General features: G+C 44.6%; 19 protein-coding genes and 4 pseudogenes. 9 read left to right on the top strand and 14 right to left on the bottom strand.

The window, feature by feature from the left end:
• Positions 1–150 precede the first annotated feature (150 nt).
• Positions 151–1146 (top strand): LLM class flavin-dependent oxidoreductase, encoded by a 996-nt coding sequence (locus tag MOF34_RS18095; RefSeq protein ID WP_268401197.1) that lies wholly within the window; start codon positions 151–153, stop codon positions 1144–1146.
• Positions 1147–1183: 37 nt separating this feature from the next.
• Here MOF34_RS18095 and znuB read toward each other — a convergent pair whose 3' ends face one another.
• From znuB to rapJ, 6 genes are all read right to left on the bottom strand, one after another.
• Positions 1184–2026, bottom strand: coding sequence for a zinc ABC transporter permease ZnuB (gene znuB / locus MOF34_RS18090; RefSeq protein ID WP_268401196.1), 843 nt, complete (start codon positions 2024–2026; stop codon positions 1184–1186).
• Positions 1984–2679: a zinc ABC transporter ATP-binding protein ZnuC gene (gene znuC / locus MOF34_RS18085; protein WP_268401195.1), complete on the bottom strand. Its 696-nt coding sequence runs from the start codon at positions 2677–2679 to the stop codon at positions 1984–1986. The genes znuB and znuC overlap by 43 nt, the downstream gene beginning before the upstream one ends.
• Positions 2680–2733: 54 nt before the next feature.
• Positions 2734–3705: a metal ABC transporter substrate-binding protein gene (locus tag MOF34_RS18080; RefSeq protein WP_268401194.1), complete on the bottom strand. Its 972-nt coding sequence runs from the start codon at positions 3703–3705 to the stop codon at positions 2734–2736.
• A 182-nt stretch (positions 3706–3887) separates the two neighbouring features.
• Positions 3888–5576 (bottom strand): glycoside hydrolase family 13 protein, encoded by a 1689-nt coding sequence (locus MOF34_RS18075; RefSeq protein ID WP_268401193.1) that lies wholly within the window; start codon positions 5574–5576, stop codon positions 3888–3890.
• Between the two features lie 24 nt (positions 5577–5600).
• Entirely contained in the window at positions 5601–6377 is a 777-nt protein-coding gene (locus MOF34_RS18070) for an SDR family oxidoreductase (RefSeq protein ID WP_019713227.1), read from the bottom strand.
• 109 nt (positions 6378–6486) lie between these two features.
• On the bottom strand, positions 6487–7608 hold the full coding sequence (gene rapJ, locus MOF34_RS18065; protein ID WP_268401192.1) for a response regulator aspartate phosphatase RapJ: 1122 nt from the start codon (positions 7606–7608) through the stop codon (positions 6487–6489).
• Positions 7609–7729: 121 nt separating this feature from the next.
• On the opposite strand from rapJ, the gene MOF34_RS18060 reads away from it, so the two are divergent.
• Positions 7730–8233, top strand: coding sequence for a M15 family metallopeptidase (locus MOF34_RS18060; RefSeq protein WP_268401191.1), 504 nt, complete (start codon positions 7730–7732; stop codon positions 8231–8233).
• Between the two features lie 6 nt (positions 8234–8239).
• Here the strand turns inward: MOF34_RS18060 and MOF34_RS18055 are convergent, their stop codons facing one another.
• Positions 8240–9601: a YcdB/YcdC domain-containing protein gene (locus tag MOF34_RS18055; RefSeq protein ID WP_268401190.1), complete on the bottom strand. Its 1362-nt coding sequence runs from the start codon at positions 9599–9601 to the stop codon at positions 8240–8242.
• A gap of 185 nt (positions 9602–9786) precedes the next feature.
• A complete protein-coding gene (locus MOF34_RS18050) occupies positions 9787–11199 on the bottom strand; it encodes a YcdB/YcdC domain-containing protein (RefSeq protein WP_268401189.1) in 1413 nt (470 codons plus the stop codon).
• Positions 11200–11372: 173 nt separating this feature from the next.
• On the opposite strand from MOF34_RS18050, the pseudogene MOF34_RS18045 reads away from it, so the two are divergent.
• Positions 11373–11503 (top strand): annotated as a pseudogene (locus tag MOF34_RS18045) (hypothetical protein).
• A 22-nt stretch (positions 11504–11525) separates the two neighbouring features.
• Positions 11526–12590, top strand: a complete 1065-nt coding sequence (locus MOF34_RS18040) for a DUF4352 domain-containing protein (protein ID WP_268401188.1) — start codon at positions 11526–11528, stop codon at positions 12588–12590.
• Between the two features lie 38 nt (positions 12591–12628).
• Here MOF34_RS18040 and MOF34_RS18035 read toward each other — a convergent pair whose 3' ends face one another.
• Positions 12629–13561: an aldo/keto reductase gene (locus tag MOF34_RS18035; protein ID WP_268401187.1), complete on the bottom strand. Its 933-nt coding sequence runs from the start codon at positions 13559–13561 to the stop codon at positions 12629–12631.
• Positions 13562–13696: 135 nt separating this feature from the next.
• Positions 13697–13906: pseudogene (locus tag MOF34_RS21085) on the bottom strand (protein natB); the annotation flags it as partial.
• On the opposite strand from MOF34_RS21085, the pseudogene MOF34_RS20910 reads away from it, so the two are divergent.
• Positions 13906–14045 (top strand): annotated as a pseudogene (locus MOF34_RS20910) (ATP-binding protein); the annotation flags it as partial. The pseudogenes MOF34_RS21085 and MOF34_RS20910 sit on opposite strands and share 1 nt — an antisense overlap.
• 77 nt (positions 14046–14122) lie before the next feature.
• On the opposite strand, the gene MOF34_RS18025 reads toward MOF34_RS20910, so the two are convergent.
• Positions 14123–15199, bottom strand: a complete 1077-nt coding sequence (locus MOF34_RS18025; RefSeq protein ID WP_268401186.1) for a helix-turn-helix domain-containing protein — start codon at positions 15197–15199, stop codon at positions 14123–14125.
• A 234-nt stretch (positions 15200–15433) separates the two neighbouring features.
• Between MOF34_RS18025 and MOF34_RS18020 the strand changes: the two genes are divergently transcribed.
• Entirely contained in the window at positions 15434–15817 is a 384-nt protein-coding gene (locus MOF34_RS18020) for an RDD family protein (RefSeq protein WP_268401185.1), read from the top strand.
• Positions 15818–15854: 37 nt separating this feature from the next.
• Here the strand turns inward: MOF34_RS18020 and MOF34_RS18015 are convergent, their stop codons facing one another.
• Positions 15855–16493 carry an esterase/lipase family protein gene (locus MOF34_RS18015; protein WP_268401184.1) on the bottom strand — a complete coding sequence of 213 codons (639 nt, stop codon included), beginning with the start codon at positions 16491–16493 and terminating at the stop codon, positions 15855–15857.
• 657 nt (positions 16494–17150) lie between these two features.
• On the opposite strand from MOF34_RS18015, the gene lmrA reads away from it, so the two are divergent.
• Together lmrA and lmr(B) are read left to right on the top strand one after the other, a co-directional pair.
• The gene (lmrA, locus tag MOF34_RS18010; RefSeq protein WP_019713216.1) at positions 17151–17717 is read left to right on the top strand and encodes a transcriptional regulator LmrA; all 567 of its coding nucleotides are present in this window, start codon (positions 17151–17153) and stop codon (positions 17715–17717) included.
• 49 nt (positions 17718–17766) lie between these two features.
• Entirely contained in the window at positions 17767–19200 is a 1434-nt protein-coding gene (gene lmr(B) / locus MOF34_RS18005; protein WP_019713215.1) for a lincomycin efflux MFS transporter Lmr(B), read from the top strand.
• Between the two features lie 42 nt (positions 19201–19242).
• Here the strand turns inward: lmr(B) and MOF34_RS18000 are convergent.
• A pseudogene (locus MOF34_RS18000) lies at positions 19243–20342 on the bottom strand (aminotransferase class V-fold PLP-dependent enzyme).
• A gap of 79 nt (positions 20343–20421) precedes the next feature.
• On the opposite strand from MOF34_RS18000, the gene pcp reads away from it, so the two are divergent.
• Positions 20422–21069, top strand: a complete 648-nt coding sequence (gene pcp / locus MOF34_RS17995) for a pyroglutamyl-peptidase I (RefSeq protein ID WP_268401183.1) — start codon at positions 20422–20424, stop codon at positions 21067–21069.
• Here pcp and tatC read toward each other — a convergent pair.
• Positions 21066–21791, bottom strand: coding sequence for a twin-arginine translocase subunit TatC (gene tatC / locus MOF34_RS17990; protein ID WP_019713212.1), 726 nt, complete (start codon positions 21789–21791; stop codon positions 21066–21068). The two genes, pcp and tatC, sit on opposite strands and share 4 nt — an antisense overlap.
• Positions 21792–21797: the final 6 nt, after the last annotated feature.

Here is a 21797-nt window from a genome sequence, read left to right as displayed (position 1 = left end):
GACGAAAATCCTCGAAAAAAACTCCCATATTTGATATATGTTTTGCAAATGCTATGAAGTATGCACCTTAAACAAACCATTTGACGTAAGCGAGTCATTTTGCCTATTCTTGTGTCACCTGCTAAAAACAGACAGAAAGGAAGCGGCCTTTTGATTCATTTAAGCATACTTGATCAGGCACCTATTTCTAAAGGAGAAAGCCCTGTGACAACTCTTCAGTATTCACTTGAGCTTGCCCAATTAAGCGAACAGTGGGGATATAGGCGTTATTGGTTTGCCGAACATCACAGCACGAAAGGACTGGCAAGCACAGCGCCTGAAATCATGATTGCTCGCATTGCAGCACAAACGAGCACGATTCGTGTCGGGTCAGGCGGCGTGCTGCTGCCCCAGTACAGTCCGTTTAAAGTAGCTGAAACCTTTCGCCAGCTTGAAGCACTGTATCCGAATCGGATTGACCTAGGTGTCGGGCGTTCTCCCGGCGGCACGACAAAAACCCGTCTTGCGCTAACAGACGGGGTCAAAAAAAGCTTAACCGAATTTAACAGACAGCTGCAGGACGTCTCTTATTTTCTCACAGATTCGCTTCCTGCCGGGCATCCATATGCCGGGATTAAAGCGGCGCCCCTAATTGACACTGCACCAGAGCTATGGGTGCTCGGTCTCGGTGAAAACAGCGCAAGACGCGCGGCACACCAGGGAGTTGGTTATGTGTTTGGACATTTCATTAACCCCGAACGAGGAGAAAATGCGTTTCGTGTCTACCGGGAAAGTTTTCGGCCATCAACTCATTTCTCGTCTCCAACGGCACTGTTTACGATCTTTGTCATTTGCGCAAAAACAGATGAAGAAGCAGAAGAGCTCGCCTTGAGCCAGGATCTATGGCTTCTCCGTGTCGGAAAAGGCTTGGACAGCAGGGTGCCAAGCATTGAGGAAGCAAAAGCATACCACTATACTGAATCAGATAAAAACCAAATACAAGAAAACAGAAAGCGTATGGTCATCGGTTCTCCAAGCGCTGTAAAACAGCAGCTTTTAGAGCTTACAGAACGCTATGAAACAAATGAAATCATGGTTCTGTGTAATGTGTTTGATTTTGAGACTAAAAAAGAATCGTATGAGCGTCTTGCCGGGATGTTTCTATAAAAAAAGCAGTTTTCCCTTTGGAAAACTGCTTTTTATGTTACCGGCGCCCTTTTTTACGCAGGGCTTCTTTTTTGATAAATGTCCAAACTCCCTGAGCCACAAATCCAATCAAAAGCAAAACGATCAAAAGCAGGGTAATGGACGGCCCTGGCGGCGTTCCGAGCTGATAGGACGAAGTCAGCCCCATAAATACGCTGAATAATGAAATGAGTATGGCTGTAATAAATACCATCTTAAAGCCTTTTGCAATTCTGATGGCGAATGCTGCCGGCAATACGAGCAGCGCTGATACCAGAAGAACCCCGATGATCGGGATAATAACTGAGATTGCAAGGCCTGTGACGATACTGAAGGACATCGACAGGACGTTAGTATTGATTCCTGATGTTTTTGCTGTTGCTTCATCAAACGTCAGCAGGTAGAGCGGTCTTTTCAGTACGATAAAGTAAAGGAGGATCAGCAATGTAATGATGCCGATAATATAGAGTTGCTGCTGATTAACCGTCACGAGCGATCCAAATAAGTACTGATCAATACTCATATTGGCGGCGCCATTCGAAAGGCTGATTAAAAACATCGCGAAGGACAAACCTGCTGCCATTAAAATAGCAATGGACACTTCTGAATACGTTCGATATGCCCGCCGCATGTATTCAATCCCGATTGCGCCGACTGTCACGACGACTATGCTCGCCGCGGTAATATTGGTGCTGAGGAAAAAGCCGATGGCAACACCCGACAATGAAATATGTGAAAGTGTGTCAGCCATTAAGGCCTGTCTTCTGAGAACGAGATACACCCCTAGTATCGGGGCCATGATGGCAATCATGCCGCCTGCTAGAAAAGCTCGTCGCATGAATTCCAAGTCAAACATTTCCATCCGCCTTTTTCTCCTCTCTCTAATCGAATCACTTTATCTAAAAATTGCTGTACTTCATTTTGTTCATGAGTGACCATCACAACTGTTCGGTTGTGATTTTTGACAAGATGGTGCATAAATTCATAAAATCCTTTTCTGCTGTCGTAGTCAACGGCTGTTGTCGGTTCGTCCAGCATTAAGAGATCTGGGTTGCTGGCAAGCATTCTGGCAATACAGATTTTCTGCTTCTGTCCGCCTGATAAATCGCCGATTTTCCGGTGGCGGAGCTCCCACATTTCCACCATTTTCAGTGCTTTTTCCACTTCGAGATGATCTTCTTCATTTAAACGTTTAAACCATTTCCCTTTTGTGTAGCGGCCTGACTGAACAAGCTCCAGCACCGTGCTCGGAAAGCCGGCATTAAATGAAGAAATTTGCTGCGGAACGTACCCTATCGTCAGGCGTTTTCCCTCTGTATTCTTTTTACTGATCGTCACTGTGCCTTCCCACGGTTTCAGCATGCCGAGCATCACCTTCATGAGCGTCGATTTAGAGGCGCCGTTTGGTCCTGTAATGCCGACGAATTCACCGCTTTCAATATCAAGTGAAACCTTATCCAACACAGGCGTGTGGGAATAACCGAAAACGATATCTTTCAATGAGACGAGATTCATGTCAATCTTCCTTTCTCACAAAGAAATAGTGTGCACCCTCCGGCGCACACTATCTTATGATTTATCCAATAGTGAATCTTTCAGGGCATCGAGGTTTTGTTTCATAATGTCGATATACCCTATACCTTTATCCTGTTCTTCTTTGCTTACGCCTTCCAGTGTATCAAGCACTTCTGTCTTCGCGCCGATTTCATTGGCAAGCGTTTCTGCGACCTTTGAGGATGCAATTTCTTCAAAGTAAATCACTTTTATGTTATGTTCTTTCGCATATGTTTTCAGCTTTGCCAAGTCGGCTGCGCTTGGCTCTTGGTTAGGAGAAATCCCTGCAATCGGAACCTGAGTCAGGCCGTATTCTTTTGCCAAATAGCCGAAAGCTGTATGCTGCGTGATGAATTCTTTCTTCGCCGCTTTTTTTACGGTTGTACGATATAGTTTATCAAGATCTTGCAGTTTTGCAATATATTCTGCACTATTTTTCTCATAGTATTCTTTATTATCCGGGTCCTGCTTTACGATTTGCGCTGTAATATTTTTAACTTCCTTCTGCGCCAGAACAGGGCTGAGCCATACGTGAGGGTCCATTTCATGGCTGTGACTGTGCTCATGCTCCTCGTGGTCTCCGTGCTCTTCATGTTCTTCTTCAGAGCCTTCCATTAAATCAATGCCTTTGCTCGCATTGACGAAAACGGCATGGCCTTGGCCCATGCTTTTTTCAGTTGATGGAACCCATGTCTCCATGTATTCACTGTTATAAACGAACAAATCAGCATCCTGAATGTTGGCAATATCTTTCGGCGTCGGTTCCCAATCATGAGGTTCGACAGAAGATGGAATTAACAAATCCACATCGCCTTTGTCTTTTACAATTTGTTTTGTAAATTCATACATCGGATAGAACGTTGTGACAATGTGCAGTTTATCACTCTTTGAATCCTCCGCCCCTTTTGATGACGAGGAATTGCCGCATGCTGCTACCAATAAAAAGCATGCTGCCATCACAAACAAGCCGCTCCATTTTTTAAACATATCTTATATCCCCTCTTTTTCATATTCACATAAATCAAAATGATAACGATTTTGTAATTCTATATCATAATAAACCGAAGTCATTACGTTTTGCAAGATTAATTTTTATGATTTTATTCTTAACGTCTATCACGTAAATATATGTACTAAAAAAAACCCGGTTAAAATGCCGGGCTGAGTCATTAAATTGAATTGTCCAGAAGATACACCCTGCTCTCATAAGGCTGAAACACCATTTCATCAGCAAGGTCACCGTTGTTTTTATAATTGCAGAGAAGCAGAGATGACTGATCCTTGCCGCAGTTCTTAGGCCACCTGAAAACAGCTTGCTCTTTTGAAAAGTTATTCACCGACAAAAGCTGTTGTTTGCCATTTTGTCTCATGTATACAAACAGCTGCGGATCATCCGGATGCAATAGTTCATAGCTTCCTTTGATAAGATCAGCGTACTGCTTTCTTAGCCTGATCAGTTTTTTGTAATAAGTTAGAATCGAATCGGGGTCTGTCTGTGCCTGCTCCACATTGATGGACGTGAAGTTCGGGTTGACCTTCAGCCAAGGCGTGCCGTCAGTAAATCCGGCATTCTTTCCGCTGCTCCACTGCATCGGCGTCCGGGCGTGATCCCGGCTTTTGGCCAAGATCGATCTCATCACCTCTTCTGGATCATAGCCTTTCTCAAACACCCGTTTATGATACATATTGATCGTTTGAATATCTTTGTAGTCCTCAATCCGGGTAAACGGCGCGTTTGTCATCCCGATTTCTTCTCCCTGATAAATATATGGCGTTCCTTTCATGAGATACAGAACGGTGGCCAGCATTTTCGCAGATGCTTTGCGGTATTCCCCATCGTCTCCGAACCTGGACACAATCCGGGGCTGGTCGTGATTGCACCAATACAACGTATTCCAGCCTTGATGTTCAAGCTTTTTTTGCCAATTTGTCAAAACCGCTTTTAAATCAGAAAGCTCAAGAGGCTTCAAATCCCAATGTTCTTTTCCAGGCTGCTGATCAAGCTCCATATGCTGAAAGTGAAAAATCATATTCAGTTCATGCTTATCGGTTCCCGTATACTTCAACCCTTCCTCCGGTGTGACACTTCCAACCTCGCCGACAGACATCACATCGTATCGGCAAAATACTTCATCTGTCATTTCTTTTAAATAGTCATGAATTTGATCGCCGTTTGGCTGAAAAGGCTTCGGCTCTGCCTGCTGATTGATATAGTCCTCATACGAAGGAAGATATTCATTTTTAGAAATGAGATGGAGCTGATCAATGCGCAAGCCGTCCACCCCTTTATCGAGCCAAAACCTCATCATGTCAAACACCGCTTGGCGCACCTCAGGATGTTCCCAATTTAAATCAGCTTGTTTGACGGCATTCATGTGGAGATAATATTCACCCGTGTGCTCCTCGTATTGCCAGACCGAGCATCCATAGTCAGACACCCAGTCCGTCGGAGGGCCGTTCTTTGTGCCGGGTCGCCAAAGGTAATAGCTGCGGTATTTACTGTTTTTGTCCAGCTCCGCTTCTTTAAACCACGGATGCTCGACGGAGGTGTGATTTAACACAAAATCCATCACCAGCTTTAATCCGCGCTGGTGCACCTGATCAAGCAGCTCGTGAAAATCATCCATCGTTCCGTAGGAATCCATAATCGTCTTATGATCCGTCACATCATAGCCGTAATCAACATTCGGAGAAGGATAGATTGGACAAATCCAAATCACATTTGCCCCGAGTTCCTTTATGTAGTCAAGACGGGAGATGATCCCCCGCAAATCTCCAATTCCATCTCCATTGCTGTCCTGAAAGCTTCTCGGATAAATTTGATACACCACCGCATCTTTCCACCAATCTGTTTTCATCCCGCAATCCCCCTGTTTTGTGTTCTATTCAAGCTGAGATGGATAAAGTGTCATTCCGCCGTCGACGAATAGTGTTGTGCCCGTCACATAGCTCGCTTCCTCAGATACGATCCAAGCCGCTGCTGCTGCCACTTCTTCCGGCTTTCCGAAGGTTTTCATCGGAATTTTTTTCAATTGTTCTTGTCTGTTCTCTTCTTTTTTCGTATCAACATTTGATTCTGTGGCAATGGTGCCGGGCGCTATTGCGTTGACGCGGATTCCCTTATCCGCATAGTTGAGTGCCAGCGTTTCTGTCATCATCTTCATTCCGCCTTTGGACGTGGAATACTGAACGTTGGCGGGGCGCGGAATCTGCTGGTGAACGCTCGAGATATTCAGCACATTGCCTTTGATGTTGTTTTTCATCATGTGGTTAAGCGCTGCTTTTGCCCCCATAAACGTTCCGGTGATGTTGACATCAATGACCCTCTGCCAATCTTCTAAACTCATTTCATGCGGCATGGCCTCCGCGCCGTTAAAGCCGGAGTTGTTCACCATCACATCAAGTGTGCCGAAGTGCTCTAAAGCAGCGTCCAAGAGCGCCTGAATCCCTGCTTCTTTCGACACGTCCGCTTCAACTGCGACGGCTTTCCCTCCGCTATGCTTAATGATGTCTACAGTTTCATCGGCTCCAGATGGGTCGCTGTGATAGTTCACAACAACATTCATTTTCTCCTGTCCAAACCGTTCCGCAATGGCTTTACCGATCCCTTTTGAAGAACCTGTCACAATCGCTGTTTTTCCAGTTAAATCTTTATACATAAACGATATCCTCCTCTGATTTTCCATTATGCAGTGGAAAATACCCTATTTCTTCGGGTTAAAAACAGCATAAAAAAAGCAGAGAACCGATTATGTTCTCTGCCGTCACCTATTGAAAACGCTGTTCAGCCAGCTTCTTTTTAATATTCATCAGCCTGCGGTAAAAGAAAGCGGCGGACTCGTAGCGTTCCTGCTGATTGAAGCGTTCCGCTGTATCATGCAGCAGATCCTCAGCATCTGCAAGAAGCTGGCGGGATTCCAGCAGGTCAAAGCATTCTTTAAGCACGTTCCGGTCGCCGCTTCCAAGATACAGCTCATGAATGAGGCGGAATTTCGTCAAATACATGTCATCTTCCCATTCAGCGGCGCTCTTTACCCCACGGCCATACGTCTCTGCCGCTTTGTCGTATTTCCCCTCTTTACAATACATATGGGTCAGTGAAAAAACGGCTTGAACGGCCTGCTGAAAGTTGTGCTCCTCAAAAATGGCGGCGGCTGTTTTGAAATAGCCCTCCGCTTCACTGTAATCGCCCAGACTGTACTTACAGTGTCCGACATTATAATGGGCAGCGGCGATCATATATGCCTCCTCAAGCTGCCTTGCATGATCTAAGGCGCTGCACAAGTGTGTCAGCGCTTTTTCATGATGATAAACATCGGTCAAATTTCCGGCGATGATAAATTCACACTGCACGCGGCGGCGCCCGTACAATTCATATCTCGTATAGATATCAAGCGCCTGGCTGGCATAATTCATTGAAAAGTACGTTTGTTTGATGTGATAATACACTTCTGCAACCTTAAAAAGAAACTCAGCTTTTTCGATCTCATCCTCGACATACTCGAGCTTTTCCTCGGCATGTTTATAATGGTCAATCGCTAATATGAAATTTTTCTGCTTAAATTCGTACATCCCTCTGAAATAATAAAAGTAGTATTCCAATAAGCCTGTGAGTTTTTGCTGATTGCTTTCAATTTCGTTCAGCATATCAGAGAACGGAGGCTTGGTGTCGCTGTCTTTCACCGGCATCAGCTTATCAAGCATGATGCGATGACGGAATTCCATCAAAGAAAAATATAAAAGCAAGTCCTGATTCTCTTCCATGTCTTCCAAATCGCGTTCAATCTCCTGCTTTAACGCTTCTGCTTGATCTGCTTCAAATGCGCGAATGAGCTTGTACCATTCGTTTAGCTTTACTGCCACTTCCTCAGATGGAATCTTTGCTCTCATGGTCTGCCTCCTTCCTCCTGCTCCTATTTATGTTATATTTTATCATAGCTGTTCGCTTTTAGAGAGAGTCAATCGTATAAGCGTTAACATTTGGCACATCATGAGAAAGTGAGACCGATAAATGAAATTATTCGCAAAAACATCTGCTATCTTAAGTATTCTGTTTCTTCTTGACCTGTGTTTTAGTTATATACGGCACGAATGGCATTCTCAATATGCCCTGCAGGATATGCCTGTCCCTTCGGATCTTCATCCGGTTGTACAGCAGAATGCCGATGCCCTCAAGGCCGCAGCAGCAAATAAAGGCATTACCGTCATCATTACAGAAGGATTCAGGTCATTTAAGGAACAAGACGAATTATATAAACAGGGACGTACAAAAAAAGGGAATATTATCACCTATGCAAAAGGAGGGGAATCGTATCATAACTATGGTTTAGCTATTGATTTTGCCCTTCAAAAAAAAGATGGCAGCATCATATGGGATATGGAATATGACGGCAATCAAAACGGAAAATCAGATTGGCTGGAGGTTGTCGAGATTGCTAAGAAACTCGGCTTTGAGTGGGGCGGGGACTGGAAACGATTCAAGGACTACCCCCACTTGGAGATGATTCCTGACTAGACACCATCACAGCCTTTTCTTTTTCCTTATTTGCGCATCAATATAGGAAGGGTAAACAGGCTTATAGACAAGTTTGTAATGCTGATCGCTGCCTGCTGTAGAATCAGGCTGCCACTCCAGCTTCACGTCAAATGCGCCCAAAAACGTTTCTTTCGCTTCTTCAGCAGAAACATCCGGCCTGTGATTGATTGTTTCCAGTTTTTCCGGATCAATATCCGGTGCCATAAAAGCGTCAATCATTCCCTTTTCCGGATTGACAATGATGCGGGCAGCGCCGAACCGCAGCGGCACTCCTTTATACCAGACAGAAAAGTGATTGCGGACCCTCCCTCTTTCATCAATTCGGACAGGATTCGCTCTAAAAAACTCAGCTGCTCTCGGATAGAGGGCATATAAAAATTGAAGTGCTATTCTTTGGCATTCTTCCGTTGAGCATCGGCGGTTGTTCCGCTGGTCCAAAAAAGAAAGCGCTGCTTTTAATTTCCCGGTTTTTTTATCCGTCAATATTTTGATTGTGTTTTTATTTCTCGTTTCAAAATAACTCCCTATGCTTAAATCCTTACGCTCCGGCGCAGTGCCTTTTCGCCACGTGCTTCCTATTTCTTCCCCAAAATCCTTTTCACTGACTTTCTGCATATCAGAGGTGAGGCCCAGCATGGCATATATATTGGTCTCTTCTCTGTTCTGAAGCGGCGGCAGGGGCGCCCCGTTTTCTATTCTTTCATCTGCGATATGCTGGTCAGGCACGATTTCGTCTACATCCGCGGGATAGCTGTATCCCGGCAGTATCGGTTCATACACAAGCCTGGGTGCCTGTTCGCCATCTATGACATCGTACATCAGCTGTAAAGACATTGTATTTAAGTAATGGGACAAAACCTTCTCTTTTGCTACAAATTCCTTTGGAACCTCGGCTTTATACCCTTCTCCGTAATATAAGAAATGGACAATTTGTCCGCTGCGTGTTATATCAATTAAAAAGCCTGAATTGGGAAGCGGAAGCTCCAGTTCCAATTTGGTATAGATAAACCGGATATGGTGTCCCCGTTCTTCCTTCCCTTGAAAGTGAAATTTCATAAATGTGCCGGGATGATTGGCAGCAGCAAACTGAAGAGCCATCAGCTTCAACTCGGCATCTGGAAGTTTTTTATCTGTCTCTGAGCAGGCGGTTGTTGAAAAGGTGAGCAAAGCGCCGTCATGTCGGAGTTCAACTGTAATGCGCTTTTCCGAATCTTCAGGGTCCTTCCAGATGAAGTATGCCTGCCCCTTCTTCTTTTGATTTTGCTCGTAATCTTCTATCTCAAGCTCATAATGCGGCGGTACATTCCCGATCTCTTGCGCCTTCTTTTTCAGCTGTTTATTAACCAATGAAGTCATCCTTTCAAAGAGTCTACGACAAAGAGAATCCTGTTTATTATATAAAAAGGCCTTTCCTCTTTTAAAGTGAAGAAAGGTCCTTTTCTATTAATGTCGTTGTTTTCTGATATCCTTCCTGTTACTTTCATCACATCTCACCTTATCTATCTGCGGCATTTGCGTGACTTTTGGCTGTTTTACCATGAACTGAAAACGGGCTCTCCTGTATGGGCTTCGATAAAACGCGGATACACCGGCTTATAGACGAGCCGGTAGCTGTGTTCTTCATCATCACGGTATTCTCTCTCCCAGCCTAGCTCAACTTTAAAATGCTGCCAAAAGATAGACTTCGCTTGTTCTGCTGAAATAGCCGGAACGGGATGAATGGCTTCCAGCTCCTTCGGGTCAATATCTGGCGCCATATAAACGGTAATGTGCCCTGTCTGGCGGCTGACGCAGATTCTGGCCTGCCCAAACCGGAGCGGAACCCCGTGACAGTGAGCTTCAAATGTAAAACCAGCGACTGCGTTTTCTTCTTCACCGGGTTCGTCATATTTGATCTTAAAATATTGATCAGCATTTGGAAATAAAGCAAATAGAAAACGAAGCGCCCTTTTTTCGCACTCTGCCTCAGTTACTGTCAACGGCCCTTTTTTCTCCATAAATGACATGACGCCTTCAAGTTTTCCAGTCTCTTTGTTATGAATGGTTTTCAGCGCTTGATGAACCCGGCCTCTAAACCAGCTGTCAATGCTTTTATCCGCCGGCTGATACACGGGATCATCCGGATTCCGCCAAACGGTCCCGATTCTCCCGTTTCCTATATCAGCTTCCCGCTCTTTGACAAACCCTTTATTCATTCCGATCATACTGCCGAGTTCAGCCTTTTCTTGAATGCCTTCGAATAAAGGGAGAGGAAAGCTTTCCGGCTCCCTGTCATCGTCATCATCAAGTGCTTGTTCTTCTTTCACCAAATCGGCAGGCACGGTAACAGCCCTGCATTCAGGCTCATACACCAAATGCGGTTGATCGTCCCCGTTTTTGTAAACAGAATGATGGAGAACCTCAAACAAAAGGTCGAACTCCACGTCCTTCTTGATGAAGGCAAATGCCTCTTCATGATCCGCGACCCTCTTTGGCTTAATGATGCTGCCCGCTTTGCCGTAATAGCGAAAGGAAATGATCTCACCCGATAAGGAAACTTCAGCCATAAATCCGCTCATGGGAAGAGGAAGCCCGGCTTCTTTTTGAACATATGAAAATCTCACTTTATCGTCGTATGTACGGTCATTTTCTTCACGCACAAAGACTGACAGCGCCCCGGGATAATGAGTCTCTACAAACTGGCGCATGATATCCTCTAATTGTTCCTCAGACAACCTCTCTTCGCTTTCAGGCTTATCACGGGAAAGGGATTCCAGTTCTCCATCCGGCCCAAGTTCCACGATAATGCCGATGTGTTCATCCTGAGGATCTATCCAACAAAAATGTGCTCTTTTCTTATCATCACCATAATCTTCAATTTCCAGTTTTAAGTGTGTCGGCACCCGGCCGATTTTCAGTGCTTTTTGTTTCAGTTCCTCTTTCTTCACCAAGATGGCCCCTTTCATCGTTCTTATGTCCTCTTCAACTAATCAAAAAGTAATAGTCTAAAATACACAAATTTCTGAGTTTACCAGTTTTTCCAGAACATTTTTCACCAAAAATAGTATGATAAACCTATTCAATATAACAGCTAATAATCTTAAAATGAATTCCGTTGTCACTTTTTATAGGTCCATCCATGACAAAGAAGGGCGGAGTTTCCAGAAAATCCGGTGAATACCGTGAGAAAAGCACTGATTTTTTTGTTATATTATGCTAATCCATTCAAGAAAATCCATTTCTCAAAGACAAAAGACTCCCCTTTCCTAAACCATTTGAGGAGGAAAAATGAATGTTTCAGAAAAAAACGTACGCTGTTTTCCTAATTCTTCTGCTGATGATGTTTACAGCTGCTTGTACCGGAAGCAAAACAAGCGCGGAGAAGAAAAATTTAGAAACAGAAAAAAGCTCAGATATAGCCAAAGTCAAAGTCAAGGATGTCTCTTATACACTGCCATCCAAATATGATAAGTCCACTTCAGATGACCAGCTTGTGTTAAAAGTCAATGTCGCTGTAAAAAACACAGGGAAAGAACCGCTGAATGTGGACAGTATGGATTTCACTTTGTATCAAAATGATACTAAGATGTCTGACACAGATCCCGAGGATTATAACGAAAAGCTGCGCAGCAGCACGATTAATGCTGACAAATCGGTTGAAGGCAGCCTCTTCTACGTTGTAGATAAAGGCGAGAATTACGAGCTTACCTATACGCCGGAATCTTATGGTGATAAAAAACCAAAATCAGTTACTTTCAAAATTGACGGAAAAGACAAAAAAATCCTTGCGACAGCAGACCAGCTGCAAGACTCTGCAAAAGCATTATCAGCTTATGTTGATGTCCTTCTTTTCGGTAAAGACAACGCTGATTTCGAAAAAATTACCGGGGACAATAAAAATAAAATCGTAAGTGATTTCAACGAATCAGCCAAAGACGGCTATCTCTCAGCTTCCGGCCTTTCCAGCACATATGCCGACAGCAAAGCCCTTGATAATATCGTGAATGGCATTAAAGAGGGATTAAGCAAAAACTCTTCCATCCAAGCGAAAACAACTTCAATCTCAAAAGACGAAGCCATTGTTGAAGCCACCATTAAACCGATAGATGCATCTTCACTCTCAGACCGCATCGAAGACAGGATGAAAGACTACTACAGCAAAAATTCTGGCGCCAGCTATGACGATGCTGTGAAATACGCGCTTCAAGTCTATCCTGAAGAATTCAAAAAGCTAGGACCTGCTTCAACTGAAAAAACAGTTGAAGTAAAAATGAAGAAAAATGACATCGACCAATGGCAGCTTGATATGGACGACTACAGAGCAGCAGAATTAGTCGAAGCATTCATTAAAGAATAAAACACCAAAAGGAAATAGCATCTAAAGCTATTTCCTTTTTATGTGAAGATTCCGCTGATGAAGTTCACTTCATCTTCGGTTAGTTCAAGGTTCAAGGTGTTCAAGTTATTTTTCAACTGCTCAGGGCGTTTAGCGCCTGGAATGATAGCGTCTATCGCCGGTCTTGTTAACAGCCACGCCAAGGCAACATGTGCCGTCTCCGCTTGCTTTTCCTCCGCTACCGCTTTCAGCTTATCTACTTTTTTGAGATTGTATATAAACGCTTCTCCCTGAAATTGCGGCTTATCCTTTCTGAAGTCATCAAAGGCCGTATCTTCCGTGAATTTTCCTGTCAGCAGCCCGGACGCGAGCGGAAAATAGGGAATAAAGGAAATGCCGTGTTTTTCACAGTACGGAAGCAGCTCCTTCTCGGCATCGCGCTGAATGAGAGAATATTCAGCTTGGAAGACCTCCAAATAACCGTCGGCATTAAACTCCTGCAATTGCTGATAATCGAGGTTCGAAGCGCCGATCGCTTTGATTTTCCCCTCATCCTTCAGCTCCTTCAGCGTGCCCGCCACTTCAGCGAGAGGCGTTTTCCCATCAGGGAAATGAACATAATACAAATCAATGTAATCTGTTTTCAGCCGCTTCAGACTCTTTTCCACCTCGCCCCGGAGAAATTCCCGGCTGTTGTCTAATTCAATACCGCCGTTCACTTCTTTATGAGCCCCTTTGGTGGCAATAATGAGCTCATGTCGCACGCCGCGTTCTTGTACAACTTCGCCGATTAATTCCTCAGAACGTCCCAGTCCGTATATAAAGGCGGTATCAATAAAGTTCACGCCGCCATCCAATGCCGTGCGCACCAAATCTTTCCCTGTTTCATCATTCAGGTTCGGAAATAGATTATGCCCGCCGACCGCATTCGCACCGAATCCGATCCGCTTCACCTGCAGCTTCGTCTTGCCAAGTGTACGTGTTTGATCCATTGTTCTTTCTCCTTTGATACCAATTTTGATGAAAAATAGTGCAGGGTTACTTTCTGTATTAGATATCCTTTTTCTATTTTCCTTCTTTTTTCAGGATATACAAAAAGGAGAAAGTGTATTTCTCCTTTTGCAAGTTTATTTTGGCAGAACCCATTTGGCTTTTAAGAAACAGGCTCCTGACGTGAACAAATGGCAGCCGGGTCAATCATCCCGAACAAAGCGGTTTACACAAAGCGTGCAGGTTCAGAAACAGGATGAGAAAGTATGACAAGTCAAATTGGTTCGGTCCTTGCTGAAGATGAAAATCATCAGGAGCACAGGCAGAAAGACGATGAGAGACATAAAGCGGGCTTTATGTGCTGATGTGCGAAGTCAGCACGCCCGGCATGGACCCAAAAGTGCTCGATGCACTGTATCAATCATTTGGCCGTGTCAAACGATAAGCGGCGCCCAAGAAGGCATGGGTGCCTATATCATTCAAAAATACGCCACCCCGTTTTTAGACATTCGTTTCAGAAATAAAAAAACCTTGAAAAGCCCGGCTTTTCAAGGTTTTTTTCATTATGAGGATAGCGCTTGTGCAAAACGATCTGCTTCGTCTTGCAGCGTGCTTTCAATTTCTTTGTACCGGCTGGAAATCGTTGATGCGCTGACGCCGTATTTTTTCGCCAGTTTGGCTTGAGAAACGGACGCACCGTTAAGAGAAATCGCATTTACATAATATTCAACTGCCGCAGCAAAAGCTTCCGGTTTTCTGATGACGGGTGATTTTTTCTCACAGAATGTTTTCCAGATGTCTATGACAGCCGGAATCAATTCAGTCGGATACTCATCTCCGCCCATGCCTTCTTCGATAGCCGCAGCTGTTTCTTTCTCCATGTCGTTTGCCCACTCAATACTGCTTTCTTCCGCTGCCTCTGCTTGCGGCTCTTCATCTTTCTCCGCTAACAGCGCGAACAGAACGTTGTTGAATTCTTGCTTCATGAAGTCTTCCGGCGTTTTGCCATTCTTCACAGCGGCATCCGCATATTTCTTCACTTTGCTGATCAGCGCTTCTGTTCTCTTCACCGGGAAGATCGTGAACTGCATAAAGAACTCTGCTTTTTCTGCTTCATGGATAGGATATCCGAGAATCAGGCTTCCCACTGGCGGGAGGTCTTGATTGTTGGCGTCCATTTCCACTTCGAATTGTTTTGTCGTAATGACATCCTCAAAGTGAATGACACCTTCTTTCAGGTCTTGCAGCAGCAATAAGGCTGGCGTCATGCTCTTCCATGATGCAACGATCTCACGTGTTTTCGGGCGAGTAATCGAATCGCCTTTTTTCTGCAGGTACTCTTCGAAGATTGTCTTTTCACCAGCAAGCGGATGGAAGAAGATTCCCCAGATCCCTAAGTTAAATACGCTGATGTCTTTCGTCTGTCTGTCCATAGCAGAAAGAAATTCATGCTGGTTGATAAAGCCTGAAATGCTTTCTCTATGTACTGTGAAGGCATACTCCACTAAGTCTTCCTGAATTTGTTTTGCTTCTTTTGCTGCTAGTTCTGTCGGGAAGTCGACAACTTTGCTTCCGCAGCATTTTTTATATTTCTTGCCGCTGCCACATGGGCATGGGGCATTTCGTTTCACTTTTCCCACAATAAACCCTCCGAATTCTGTTGTAACTTTTCTATTTTAACAAAAATAACTTCTGAGGGCTTGGTTTCGGGCTAAAAAAGAATTTGGCAATATAATAAGATGGCTGATTATGTCAATTTACCTATGACATTATCACCGACTTATGTGATTTAAGGCTTATAACCTATTCCCACTTTAGGCCCTTCTTATTTACAATCATTAGGTGTTTATCTAAAATTTCAAGGAGTGTTTATGTTGGAACTAGCTGGTTTTATGCTGCGCGCCTGCGCTCTAGTACTTGATGTCATCATTGCCGCAGCAGTGATTTTGGCAGCCGGATTTACGTTTGGTGACGGGTCCGCCGGCGTCATTATTGTCGCTATATTGATGCTGCTTGTGTATCCTTTGCTAATGCCGCTGACAAATTGGAGAGGTACACTGGGCAAAAAAATCATCGGGCTGCAAATCGTGAGAGACGAAACATACGAAAATATATCTCTCCCACAGGCTATCGTCCGTTACATGATAGCATGGGTGCATGTGTTCTCTCGTTTGATCTATTTGACAGCCGCATTTACGAAGAAAAAACAAGCCGTTCATGATATGGCTGCAAAAACAATCGTGCTGAAAGCAGAATAACCTTGAAGAATAGAATTCTTCAAGGTTATGTTTCTCGTTAATTCGTATTTTGGCCTCCGCCGTTCAATCCTTCTTTAATCAGGCTGTTCACTTGGCTATTTGACAATAAACCGATGTGGCCTACACCATGGATTTGAACATTTTTGGCACCGTCTAATTTTGATAAATAATTCATGACAATCATATCGGCACTGCTGTAAATGGAAGTGTATAAAATCTTTTGATTTGGATCTGTTCCTGGGAGCGCCTTGTTTGTCGTCAAACGATTCGCGCCGCCAAGCGTTACGACGTTTCCAATTTTATCTCCGCCGTCCAGATTTTTTATGTAGTAAAGTGTGTTCGCGCCCCCCATGCTGTGAGCGACAATATCCACTTTTTTCGCACCCGTTTCATCCAAAACCTTTTTCACAAATTTTGATAATACCGGGCCATTGTTATAATTTGCGCCTGTCTTGTCCCAAAAGTCCACTGCATACAGCTTGTCCCGCGACCAGCCTTGAGATGCGAGATAGCTCTTAATACTCATAAAATTGAATGATGCTCCTCCAATACCATGTACCATAACAACTGGATTGTGTTCCGCGGCTTTTGCTGGCGGCTGCATCGCAAACAACGACGTGACTGACAGCACCAAAACTGTTACAAGTGCAATAAACTTACTTTTTACAAATTTCATAATATCCTCCTTTTTTGTAACAAATTCGTAAATTATATTACATTACCAAATTAATTAAGTAAAGGGTAATTTTTACTTATTTTAAAGAAATTTTAAGGTTAAAGGCGTTTTTTGTCCATCCAAACGATCTTGATTAGTTTTTGATTATTTTACGGTGTTGAACTAGCAAGTATAATAATTAAGTTTTGGCGCAACATTTTCTCTAGGAAACATAGATTTCGCATTACTTTTCCTAGTTTTTGTTTTGGATTGAACTAAGAAAAAACTAGATAGACAGCGAAATTATTAATGAATATTTTGTTCGGGCTGGAAAAGGCAAAAAAAAAAGAAATGGAGTCATCCTTTCCCCCTATTTTATTTCGTTATATTTAGTCTTTGGGTTTAGTGAATGCCGTGAAATATCCTGTGGCTAATAAAAAGATAAAGGAAGAATATAGCTAAAATATCTTGGTGAAAGACCAATATTAAAATAAAATTTGATGCTGAAATATATTTGACTTGCAATTCAAGGAAAAAGAAAGCCAAAGATCCAGAGTCCTTCCCTATGAATGCTTTTCTGTTTTTCATCAGTCAATTTTTCTTGACAACCGATGGTCGAATCAAGATAATAGACCAGTCACTATATTTTTGATTGCAATTCAGTAAGGTGGGAATGTTATGAGTTATGGAGATTCCCGTGAGAAAATTCTTTCAGCTGCAACCAGGCTATTTCAGCTGCAGGGATATTACGGCACGGGGCTGAACCAGATTATTAAGGAAAGCGGCGCGCCTAAAGGCTCTTTGTACTACCACTTTCCCGGCGGCAAAGAACAGCTGGCGATCGAAGCGGTGAATGAGATGAAGGAATATATCCGCCAGAAAATCTCGGACTGCATGGAAGCCTACACCGATCCAGCGGAAGGCATTCAAGCCTTTTTGAAGGAGGTCTCCTGCCAATTTTCATGTGCAGAAGACATTGAAGGCTTGCCTGTCGGCTTGCTTGCGGCTGAGACGTCATTGGAAAGCGAACCGTTGCGGGAAGCCTGCCATGAAGCCTACAAAGAGTGGGCCTCTGTGTATGAGGAAAAACTGCGGCTTGCAGGCTGCAGTGAAAGCCATGCTAAGGAAGTCAGCACTGTGATTAACGCCATGATTGAAGGCGGTATTCTTTTATCTTTGACGGCAAAAAACAGCACACCGCTTCTTCATATCTCCAGCTGCATTCCTGACCTGCTGAAGAGATAAAAATAAGACATACTTATACTACGTTCGTAATAGAGAGGGGAAATGACTTTTGGAAACAGCAGCTAAAGCATCTCAGCAATACAAAGTGATGCCGATTATGATTTCCTTGCTGTTGGCCGGTTTTATCGGCATGTTCAGTGAAACAGCGCTGAATATCGCTTTAACTGATCTTATGAAGGAATTGAACATTACAGCGGCAACCGTTCAATGGTTAACGACGGGCTACCTGCTTGTACTCGGTATCCTCGTTCCTGTATCAGGATTGCTATTGCAGTGGTTCACAACAAGACAGCTTTTTACCGTATCACTTATCTTTTCAATTTTAGGCACCTTAATTGCGGCGCTTGCGCCAAGCTTTCCGTTTTTATTAGCGGCGAGAATCGTTCAGGCTATTGGGACGGGGCTTTTACTGCCGCTGATGTTTAACACGATTTTGGTGATTTTCCCGCCGCATAAACGAGGCGCGGCGATGGGGACGATCGGGCTTGTCATTATGTTTGCGCCCGCCATCGGCCCGACTTTCTCCGGATTGGTTCTGGAGCATCTCAACTGGCACTGGATTTTCTGGATCTCTCTTCCGTTCCTTGTGCTGGCACTTGTTTTCGGTATGGTATACATGCAAAATGTATCTGAGATTACAAAGCCGAAAATTGATGTATTGTCTATCATCCTGTCGACGATTGGCTTCGGCGGCATTGTGTTCGGATTCAGCAACGCGGGTGAAGGCTCTGGCGGATGGTCCAGCCCGACTGTTATCGTCTCACTGATTGTCGGCGTTGTCGGTCTTATCCTATTTTCAATCCGCCAGCTCACGATGAAGCAGCCGATGATGAACCTCCGTGCGTTCAAATACCCGATGTTTATTTTGGGCGTGCTCATGGTGTTCATTTGCATGATGGTCATCCTGTCATCTATGCTGCTTCTGCCGATGTATCTGCAAGGCGGCTTAGTCCTGACGGCATTTGCTGCTGGTCTCATTCTCTTGCCGGGCGGCATTTTAAACGGTTTAATGTCTCCTGTTACAGGCCGTCTGTTCGACAAATACGGGCCGAAATGGCTTGTGATTCCGGGATTTGTGATTGTTACTGTTGTCCTTTGGCTCTTCTCAAACGTCACAACCACTTCAACGGCTGTGATGATTATCATCTTGCACACCTGCTTGATGATTGGGATCTCTATGATTATGATGCCTGCGCAGACAAATGGTTTAAACCAACTTCCGCGCGAGTTTTATCCAGACGGCACCGCCATTATGAACACGCTCCAGCAAATGGCCGGCGCTATCGGAACAGCGGTTGCGGTCAGCATTATGGCTGCAGGCCAGCATGATTATATGAGCACAGCCAAAAATCCTGCCGATCCGGCAGTCATCCCGCAGGCTTTGACAGCGGGCGTGCAGCACGCGTTTGTGTTTGCGATGATTGTTGCTGTTATCGGTTTAATTGGCGCTTTCTTCTTGAAGCGAGTTAAAGTAGATCATTAATATGAAAAGCCCCTGACAATGTGTTCAGGGGCTTTTTTATGTTTACATACGGAGCGCGATTTCATCAATCGCATGACGCAATTCATCCTTCGTGTTGTAAAAGTGAGGAGCAAGACGGATGGCAGTGCCCCGCGGCGCGCAAATCACTTTTTTCTTCTTCAGCAGCGCCGCCGTTTCCGATGCCCGCTCATCCCAGACCGCAACCATGCCCGGCTGCTCTCCTGCTGGTGCCGCCAGCTGCAGGCCTTTTTCAGCAGCATATTGACATGCCTCGGCACAGATCGTTTTCACATGATCCCGGATATGAGAAACGCCAATATGATTTAACAGGGATAAAGCCGCTGCCGCTGCGTAAATGCTGACAAAAGCAGGAGTGCCTGTTTGAAAACGACGTGCCCCTTTCGCATAAGCCGCATCAAACCCGCTCTCCCGGCCAAACCAAGCTGATGTTTTCGGCTTCAGTGCATCCGCCAGCTCCTTTCTCGCATAAAGAAACGCCATTCCCGGTATGCCAAGCAAATACTTCCGGGTGCCTGCCGCCAGCATATCAACACCCCACTCTTTTACATCAATGGGAATGTGCCCCGCTGATTGATATGCATCCACAAATACCAAAGAACCCTTTCTATGAGTAATCTCAGCGATTGCTTTTACATCCTGGACAAAGCCGTCCCGATAATGAACGTGCGGAACACATGTCAGCACTGTTTCATCCATAATATATGTTTCATATTGTTCAAGCGGCAGCCCACCGTCTATTGATGGAATGACGGATACGGTATAATCGGATTGTGCCTGCCAAACTTGAGATACTGCCGGAAAATCCATCTCTGTATACACAACATGCTTCTTTCCAAAAACAGATAAGGACGATGCTACGAAACAAGCGCATCAGAAACTGACGGCACAATCGCAATTTCATCCGGTTCAGCTCCTATCAGCTTTGCAAACTCATTTCTCGCACTCTCTGTTTTTTCGATCGCTTCATTCCAGTTCGTCCCCCTATGCAGCAGGCTGTCATGATAGTCTCTGATCGCCCTTGATACAGGCTCTGCCAACGCGCTCTGAGAACAGCTGGCAAGCATCGTATGTGTCTGCACAGTTGGGAACAGCTGGCGATACTGCTGCGGCAAATGCTCCATTGTGATTCACTCCTTTTCATTATTTTGATGAAAAACCCAAAAATAAACAATAGTATAAAAGGAAAAAGGAGATGGGAAGATGAGAAAAAAAGTGTTGATCACAGGCTTTGACCCTTTTGACAAAGAAACCGTCAATCCATCATGGGAAGCGGCAAAACAGCTGAATGGCTTAGAGACGGATGAAGCAATCATTAAAGCAGAGCAAATTCCGACTGTCTTTAGAACCGCTCTGGACACTTTGCGGCAAGCCATTCAGAAGCATCAGCCGGATATCGTGATCTGTGTCGGCCAAGCCGGAGGGCGGATGCAGATTACGCCGGAACGAGTGGCAATCAATCTTTCAGATGCGCGCATCCCCGATAACGAAGGACATCAGCCGATTGATGAAGAGATTTCTCCAAGAGGGCCCGCCGCTTACTGGACGGGACTTCCCGTGAAACGAATGACTGCAAAGATGAAGGAAAACGGAATTCCAGCCGCGGTTTCTTATACAGCGGGCACATTTGTATGCAACTATTTGTTCTACGGATTAATGGATCACATTAGCCGGACAGCCCCGCACATTCGCGGCGGGTTTATTCATATTCCTTTCATCCCAGAGCAAACAATCGACAAAACAGCGCCGAGCCTCAGCCTGGACACGATTGTCCGGGCATTGAGAATCGCCGCTGTTACGGCCGCACAATATGATGAGGATTTGAAGACACCGGGCGGTACACTGCACTAAGCTGCCGCCGTTTCGCTTGTCAGTCTCTTTTTGTAGACAAACGCTGATAGGGTGACACTTACTTCAAACAGGACAAGCAATGGGATCATGACGAGAAAATCAGAAATGAAATCAGGTGGTGTGATTAATACAGACACAACGATCAGCAGAAAATAGGACAGTTTTCTCGCTTTGGCCAGCCGATAGGGATTTAGGACGCCCAGCCTTGTTAAAAACATCACCACTAAAGGCATTTCAAACAGAAAACCAAACGGCAGGCTCAAATTCACCATAAACCTGAAATAGCGGTCAGCCGTAAACATTGTTTCAAAATGGCCGGCAGACAAATGAGTCAAAAAGCTGAGCACGATCGGAAACAAGACAAAATATCCGAAAGAGATGCCAGCCAAAAATAATGCAAATAACCCGGGTATGTACATGAGCGTCACCTTGCGCTCCGTTTTTGTGAGCGCCGGGGCAACGAAACGCCACAGCTGGTACGCGGCAACAGGGATGGAAGCCGCAATGGCACAAATGCCGGCAAGCATCATATACACCCAAAGGATTTCACTCGGGCCAAGCACAGCCAGCTTTCCGTCCAAATCCTTGATCAGCCAGTCATAAATGTCTTGCACGAACAAAAAAGCCGTGATGAGAAATAGAAGAAATGCCGCGAGAGTTATAATAATCCGGCGGCGAAGCTCTTCTAAATGCCCGATTAGATGGGTTTCTTTTTTATCCATTCAAAA

The sequence above is a fragment of the Bacillus sp. T17B1 genome, from assembly GCF_026796395.1.
GTDB lineage: Bacteria > Bacillota > Bacilli > Bacillales > Bacillaceae > Bacillus > Bacillus spizizenii_A.
Note: the sequence above shows the minus strand (reverse complement) of the source record. Positions and strands in the feature narration are given on the sequence as shown.